Consider the following 7,773-nt stretch of genomic DNA (forward strand, 5'->3'; position numbering starts at 1 on the left):
TTACGAATTGCATAAAGCAACACAACTATCATTGATGAAACAACAATTGCTTGTACAAAAGTAATTGAATACACATAATTATGAATAATCGGGTAAACACAAAAGGATGAAATACTCCCCAAAGAGGAATTGGTAATCTCATTGTGCCTAAGGATGACCAATTATCTGCATCAAAGGGTACTAATGGTGATATCTGTGTAAAATATATAAATAATCCTATAAATATTATTGCTTGATATAAATAATTTTTTTTGCTTTTCACAATACTTTTCTCCTTAATATCTTAATAAGTATCTCTTAGCTTTAATCCTAGATTATTTAGCTTAAATATTATTAAATGAACATTTAAAACCATCAGTAGTTTACAAAGCGTAAGGTTTAAATTACTCCCCTTTTTTAGTTATCTTTTTTACTATTAGCAACTACTTTTCTTTCAGATTTATGGCTAAAGTTATTGAAAAGAGGTAATAGAAGCAAACCTTCAATACTAATTAATGGTAAAACATAACGTAATAGAATCACAGGACTAAAAGCCAACAATATACTCCAAAAAATAATTGGCATAATAAATACGGCCAAATACCTCTTTTGTTTTTCAACTATCACGCTACCAGCAGAAATGATTATTATGAAAAGAGGAGTGGCTGCACTAAATAATAATGAAAGAATTGGTAGTTTCTCATAATCTTGGCGACAGGAAAAGGAGCCTACTTTCCTCTGAAAAGCTGGAAATAATCCTTTCCTAAAGGTCTTTTGCTTTTGATTCGGTAATAATACCAAACTCTGAATTTCATAATAAGGCTCAAATGATAATGTATCCTTGTTCATATCTGGATACCATAATTGAACTGTTAACCTACAAAAAGCATTTATATACTCACTAGGGTATTTAGCACCAATTGCTAGATATAATTTAAGAAATTTAAGAGGATCCTTTCGAACATACTTAGCATTAAAAGTGGTTTTTACAGGATCTGAAATTGCCTCAAGTGGTCCTTTATAATTGCGATAGTCAGGAATATATCTTTTAACTTCCCTTATCTGACTCTTATTGTTTTGTGGATGTCGAACTATTGCTCGAGCCATCTGACATTCTGGAATGCTAAGTGTTTCTTTAAGTGCATCATTATGATTGTTTATAACATTAAAGCTGGTTAAAAATGGTCCTGAATATACGACAAATACTCCTACCGCTATAGCCGCTGTAACAATTAATTGTTTCCTATTATTTTTAAATAGATAAGATAATATCAGAACAGTCAAAATATAAACAATCATTGCCTGTTTAAGAAAGGCCATACTTAAAAAAGAAATAATACCAAATGAAAGAATAGTTACCCAATTATGTAAATAATCTTTTATCCATATAATCTTTAAAAATTGTATTTCTAAAATAATAAATAACGCTGTAAAAATAACATTCTTAGTAGTTGTTACTGCCATAATTGGATAAAAAGGTATAATCATAAATGCTATCCATGAACCTAAAATTAAAATTAATGCTTTAGTATATTGTGCAAGAAATGAGACTAGGTATGCCAATGAGAAAGAAAAAACAAGCGATTGTAATGCCGAATATACGGTTGCTCCTATCCACCAGGGAGCTTTTAATTTACCTATTGTTATTCCTAGTAGATAAGTGTGTAACACTGGATGATGACTATTGATGTTATGAGTTATAAATTCATTAACTTGAACAGGTCCGTCATAACCGTAAATACCTGGAAAAAAGGCAATAAAATATGGCAACCAAAATAAAATGATTATAATCCAAATGACTATTAATCCATGCTTCAATGCTAAAAATGAAGTTATCTTGTTAACAACATTTTTATCTAACAAACTAGATTTAATTTTATAAGATAGTAAAGAACGTACTAAAGCAAACCAACAAGGAGTTATCATTAGTATTTTTATATAAGTAACAGGGGAAAATGCCAAAGCATCATCTAGTAGTAAAGTATTACGTCCCAACACTAAGCTAGTAGAAAAAAATAATGCTATAATTATCGCACCTATGTCCTTACGCCTATCTTTGACTAGTAGAAATAAGTGTTGAAATAATAAATATAATCCAATAAAAATTACTAAGCTATATATACTGTTTCCTATGACAGTTTTATCATTAACCTTAATGGTTATTGCTATACCAAATGTGGACAATAATGACAATATCAGTGCTGAAATAACTGATTTTTGATTATCCTTTAGATTAATTAAATTCAATTCTTATCTATTCTCCCTTCCCAGATTGCTTCTTTAAGTTGGAATTCATATTCACGTCGTTCCTTTCTCTGTATTGCATCCAGAATTAATCCACTGTAAAAAGAAATAATTCCAGCAATAAAACAAAATCCACATACTACTAATGTTGGCATATTTAACACTTTTCCGGTACTTTGATATGGAATCCAGACATCTGGTATAAAAAAACAAAGTGATAATACAATTAGTAATAATGCTAAAAAATTAAAGAAGTGTAAGGGCTTATAATTCCTATATAAGGTAAAAATTAATCTTAAAACTTTATAACCATCAGAATAAGTACTCAATTTACTCATACTTCCAGCTGGACGATCCCTATAATCTATTACATGATTCTTAACAGATAAATTATTAACTGCCGCAAAGATACTCATTTCCGTTTCAATTTCAAAGCCATGTGATAATACCGGATAAGTTTTGACAAACTTATAACTAAACGCACGATAGCCAGTCATAATATCTTTAATATCCGTATTAAAAAATAGATTTATACTTTTTCTAACTAACTTATTACCAATGCCATGAAAAGGACGCTTATTTTCTTCAAAATAACTTGAGCTTAACCGATCGCCAACAACCATATCATAGTTACTTTTCAAAACATAGTTAGCCATTTTAGGAATTTCCCCAGCAGGATATGTATCATCCCCATCAATCATGATATAGCACTGAGCTTCAATTTCCTGAAACATTCTACGAATAACATTTCCTTTTCCTTGCTTATGTTCATGACGTACAACAGCCCCAGCCTTTCTTGCTAATTTAGCTGTATCATCAGTCGAATTATTATCATAAACAAAAATCATCGTATCAGAGAACTCCGTAGTGGCTTTTTTACATTCTTCAACAACTTTCTTAATTGTTTTTTCTTCGTTATAACACGGTATCAAAATTGCTAATTTTAGCATATTAGTTTATCCTCATTTCTTGAAAAAAATCATCAGGTTAAATTTCAACATACCCTAGTATCATCAATAAATACTCGATTTAATAATTCTCAGTAAATTAATAAGCTACTTTTATTGATATTTACACATACTTATTTAGAACTTAAAAAATTATTATCATTAATAATAGCTTTTAAACTACAAACAATAATATCTTATCACATTTGATATTACTACTTACATTTAACCTAAAAGAAAACTCAAATATATAACACACTCTATCCAATCTGATGATCATTAAATAGTTCTATCTACCGTAGTACTTAATAGTATAAGATTCAATAGACTCTTTAATTCTTATACTATTAATTTAAATTAATTATCTACTGTAAAAAACACCCCCTTCATTTGAAGTGCCCCATAATTGTTGGACAAAAAAACCAATTGTGAGGCGTTTTTTCTATGTCAAAATATTCTTCAAGATTTAAAGCAACAATTGTCAGTGAATACTTAGCTGGTCAATCATCATCTGAACTGAATCGTCATTATCATGTCCCACAAAGACAAATCCAGAAATGGGTTCAAATGTTTAGAATGAATGGTCCTCAAGCATTACAACGACGTCGTCGTAAGCGTTCATTTACGCTAGATTTTAAATTGGCTGTGATAAACTATTACCAAACTCATGAGGAATCATTAGCGAAAGTTGGTACAAAGTTTAACCTGCTTCCTTCACAAATAGACCTTGGGATAAGGGATTTTCAAAGTGATGGAATTGAAGCAAACCTCATCAGAAGGGTAGGCCACCGAAGGTGCATAGAAAACAACATAATCAAAAATACTGGCGTCATTTATCTGAGAAAAATGAAGTCGATCGTCTCAAAGAAGAACTCGCAAAGAAAAATCAAGAACTACATGAGACTAAGTTAGAGTTAGAAATCACAAAAAAATCTCTAGCCCTGTTCGGACCCTCAAAGCACGTGCCAAAACGCAAATAGTGGATCAGATCAGGGAAGAACAACAACAGTATCCCAAGGAACAACGCTTTACGGTAGCTGAAATTTTACGAGCAATTAAGTTATCAAAATCTACGTATTATGATGAGCGTCAACGGATTTTGCATCCATCCAATAAATATGATCATATAAAACAAGCCAAACAAGCCATTCTTAAAATTATCGAAGAAGGACGCGTTTGTGGTCGATTAACCTACGGTTATCGACGAGTCAAATTCAAACTCGAAAAGTTAGGGATTCACTTAGCTGATGCAACAGTTGAATCATTAATGTATCAGCTAGGTGTTCAAGTCAGTTTGTATAATCGTCATCGTAATCATCAATATCACTCGTATATTGGTCGTGTAGGTATGACAGCTGACAATTTACTAAATCAAACTTTTGATAAAACTGAACCATATCAGGTCATTCATACCGATGTTAGTCAAATTAAACTAGCTAATGGTCAGTGGGCTTACATATCAGTTATGCTTGATGAAGCTAGTAAAGAAATTCTCGCTTTTCAAATCAGTGCACATCCTGATCGTTCATTAATTATTAAAACGTTAAAGCAATTACAGAAGCAGTTACCTACTAACGCAACGCCAGTTATCCATTCTGATCAAGGATGGCATTACCAACTTCCTTACTATGTTCGCCAACTTAAGGATCATCATTTCGTACAAAGTATGTCCCGTAAGGGAAATTGTTTAGACAACGCACCAATTGAAAGCTTTTTTCATCTTTTTAAGGCTGAATTACTTGACGGGTTTCCTCCGTGCAAGGACTTACTAGAATTTAAAAAGTTATCTTTGAAATATGTGCATTACTTTAACCATGAACGAATCTCTTTAAAAACGAAAGGTATGACTCCAGTCGAATACCGAAATCATGCCTTAGCAGTTTAATTCTTTATTTTGTCCAACTTTTTTATTGCACTTCATTTTGCTTAAAGTGTCCTTGCCCCAAACCAGTATTGGACGTAATTTCCTTCACCGTTTTGAGCATCAGAGTAACGTGTAATAATTTGCAACATGTGACCATTCTTTAACGCATTCGCTAATACTTGGTTCTGACTAGCATCGAATGAAACATCAAATCCTGATTGATCCGCTCCATAAACAGACGGGTATACTCGAGCAACATCCGACCGAAATGAGCCGTTAGTTACTACTTTTCGGGTAATTTCACGATTAGTCGTGGCATCATACAAAATAATATACTTAGTCTTTGCACCGACACTTCGGTCATCTGCAAACCAACCAGTCGCCCGAACAACGGTACCATTTCGGTAAAATGAATCAAGATTACTATGACTCACATTACTGCTAAATCGTTTAGGATTATTAACCCAATAGTCAACACGGTGTCCTTCACCATTTTGAGCATCATCTGAGTAACGGGCAACTACCTTTAAGGCATGCCCTTGAATTAAAGCTGATTGCAATGCAGCATGATCAGCTACCTTAAAGCTTACCTTGAATCCAGAATTACCAGAATTAGTAATCCCTGGATAAGCTTGAGCAACATCTGGCCGACTTACTGTACTTGCTTTTACGCGTGCAACTTCTTTTCCGGTTACATTATCAATCAAAATAATCCATTGATAAGGATCAGCAACTGATTGATCTGCGGCATGCCAACCTGTAACTTCAATTTGACCATTCTTTAATTCAAAGCTATCAACACATGCTGAATCCTGGTTAAATGTTTTTGCATCAAACCAAACATCAACAGCATTACCATTTCCAGCAGCATTATCTGTATAACGAGTAACTACTTGGATGGCATCTCCATTAGCAATCGCAGAACGTAAAGCATCATTCATCGCAAAATCAACATTAAACCCGGACTTGCCACTTTGATAAACATTCTGGTAGGCATTTTGGACGTCTGCCCGTGAAGTTGCACTAACTTGTTGACGAGCAATTTCGCGCTTAGTAGTTTTGTCATAAAGGATTACGTAATCGTATGGTCGACTAATACTTTGGTTAGTTGCGTGCCAACCAGATACATGAATTCCGTTATTAGTTAAATTAAAACTATCAAGATATGCATTATTTTGTACAAATGATACCCCATTAAAGTAATGATCATTATAATCACTATTTCCATCATTTGAAGAAGTGTAACGAATAATCGCCTGAATCCGATGGCCAGCGCCAATTGCTTGTGCAAGGGCACCAGTTAATTGGAAGCTAGCATTAAAGCCTGAATTATTCGTTCCGTAGATTGATGGATAAGCACTTTGCACATCATTTCGCGTAACAGCTGATACCTGTTGCCGGGCCACTTCACGACTTCCATTATCTTGATCAAGAAGAATAACGTAACGGTTATCCTTTCCCTGGTTACTATTATCTGCAAACCAACCACTAACATTCAGAGTATTAGATGCAGCGCTAATGCTCATATTATCAAGATTAGCCGCCTGTGTAATCCCGTGACTATAATTCTTGAAAAGGCCAAAGTCAATTGTCCCATCGACAGCACCATTAAAGCGGTCAGTATACTGCCAAGCACCATAACCAAGGCTCCGTTTATAGTTAATCCGAATTGGAGTAGCTCGATAATCATAGTAGTACATCGCTACCCAGGTACGATCCTTTCCGACGGTAGAGCTAACGTTATACTGCTTATCGTAGTCAAGACCCGTATATACAGCATGATTCGTATAACCTAAAGAACTCAAAGTATTCCAAAAGACATTTAAATTATTAACGATCCCCGCATATCTTGTTTCCGAAACACTTTCAACATCCGCAATCATCAGTGTATCATTACCTAAACCAACTTGCCGTGCAACAGAAGCAAAGTGGTTTGCTTCGGCCTGTGCTTGGATAGCATTAGTAAAACGGACAAAATGATATGCTGAAACGTTCATTCCTGCTGTTTGGGCATTCTTAATTTGACTTTGAGCATACTCATTTGTCCAGCCCGTACTTTCAGTTAACTTAACAACGACATTTTGAACACCCATATTCTTGTAGTTTTGGAATGTTCCGACAGTCATATTAGGTTGATAAGCTGAAATATCAATAGTATCAGCTGAGCTAGCTACTGGAGTAGAAGAATTTACTGCAGTCTTACTTTCAGTAGTGGCAGTTACTACTGGTGTGGCACTAGAAGTTGTAGTATTTGCTGATAAGGCACTATTAGCGTTATCAGTGACTGTTACTACATTACTATTATTATCTTGACTTTGAGATGCTACTTGAGTGGTATTAGTTGCTACATTCGTCTGATTATTAATTTGGTCATCAGCCTGAGCACGAGCATTAATAAAACCTAGTGATACTAAAGTAGCTAATGTTGCGGCTGAAACAGTATAGAACTTTCTTACAGAATGAGTATTGCGCTTTTCTCCCGTTGACAAAATTATTCTCCTTATTTTGTATATAACAGTTTATTAAACATTATTATAATACAACGTTCTCAAAGAGATTCCATTACAGAACCAATACATTACGATAACAATTAATTAAATTGAGTTAGGAAGCTGTGTAACGCCTCTTCCCACGTTGGGACCGCAAAGCCCGTTTCCTTTACCTTTGCCAAACTCATAATTGAATGACGTGGACGGTAGGCTTTTTGGGGGTATTCGGCTGAAGTTACCGGGCTAACTT

The 7,773-nt window shown here is 34.1% G+C and carries 6 protein-coding genes; 2 read left to right on the forward strand and 4 right to left on the reverse strand.

Annotation, left to right across the window (positions count from 1 at the left end; all coding sequences use genetic code 11):
- Nucleotides 1–396: 396 nt before the first annotated feature.
- Together H5R64_RS02240 and H5R64_RS02245 are read right to left on the reverse strand one after the other, a co-directional pair.
- A complete protein-coding gene (locus H5R64_RS02240) occupies nt 397–2,226 on the reverse strand; it encodes a DUF6020 family protein (protein ID WP_182582674.1) in 1,830 nt (609 codons plus the stop codon).
- On the reverse strand, nt 2,223–3,173 hold the full coding sequence (locus tag H5R64_RS02245; RefSeq protein WP_182582676.1) for a glycosyltransferase family 2 protein: 951 nt from the start codon (nt 3,171–3,173) through the stop codon (nt 2,223–2,225). Before H5R64_RS02245 ends, H5R64_RS02240 begins: the two co-directional genes overlap by 4 nt.
- A gap of 441 nt (nt 3,174–3,614) precedes the next feature.
- Here H5R64_RS02245 and H5R64_RS02250 point away from each other — a divergent pair, with 441 nt between their 5' ends.
- Nucleotides 3,615–4,082, forward strand: coding sequence for a helix-turn-helix domain-containing protein (locus H5R64_RS02250; protein WP_231797908.1), 468 nt, complete (start codon nt 3,615–3,617; stop codon nt 4,080–4,082).
- 67 nt (nt 4,083–4,149) lie between these two features.
- Complete coding sequence (locus H5R64_RS02255; RefSeq protein WP_231797907.1) at nt 4,150–5,055, forward strand: IS3 family transposase; 906 nt, start codon at nt 4,150–4,152, stop codon at nt 5,053–5,055.
- A gap of 41 nt (nt 5,056–5,096) precedes the next feature.
- Here H5R64_RS02255 and H5R64_RS02260 read toward each other — a convergent pair whose 3' ends face one another.
- Both H5R64_RS02260 and H5R64_RS02265 read right to left on the reverse strand, forming a co-directional pair.
- Complete coding sequence (locus tag H5R64_RS02260; protein ID WP_182582678.1) at nt 5,097–7,523, reverse strand: GH25 family lysozyme; 2,427 nt, start codon at nt 7,521–7,523, stop codon at nt 5,097–5,099.
- Between the two features lie 101 nt (nt 7,524–7,624).
- Nucleotides 7,625–7,773, reverse strand: a 149-nt coding sequence (locus H5R64_RS02265) for a sugar nucleotide-binding protein (protein ID WP_182582679.1), incomplete at its 5' end; no start/stop codon positions are given.

The sequence above is a fragment of the Limosilactobacillus fastidiosus genome (assembly GCF_014145505.1).
GTDB classification, from domain to species: domain Bacteria; phylum Bacillota; class Bacilli; order Lactobacillales; family Lactobacillaceae; genus Limosilactobacillus; species Limosilactobacillus fastidiosus.

What these genes read in the sequence shown, in the direction of transcription:
- H5R64_RS02250 (WP_231797908.1), top strand. Translation starts at nt 3,615, where the DNA reads ATGTCAAAATATTCTTCAAGATTTAAAGCAACAATTGTCAGTGAATAC.
- H5R64_RS02245 (WP_182582676.1), bottom strand. Translation starts at nt 3,173, where the DNA reads ATGCTAAAATTAGCAATTTTGATACCGTGTTATAACGAAGAAAAAACA.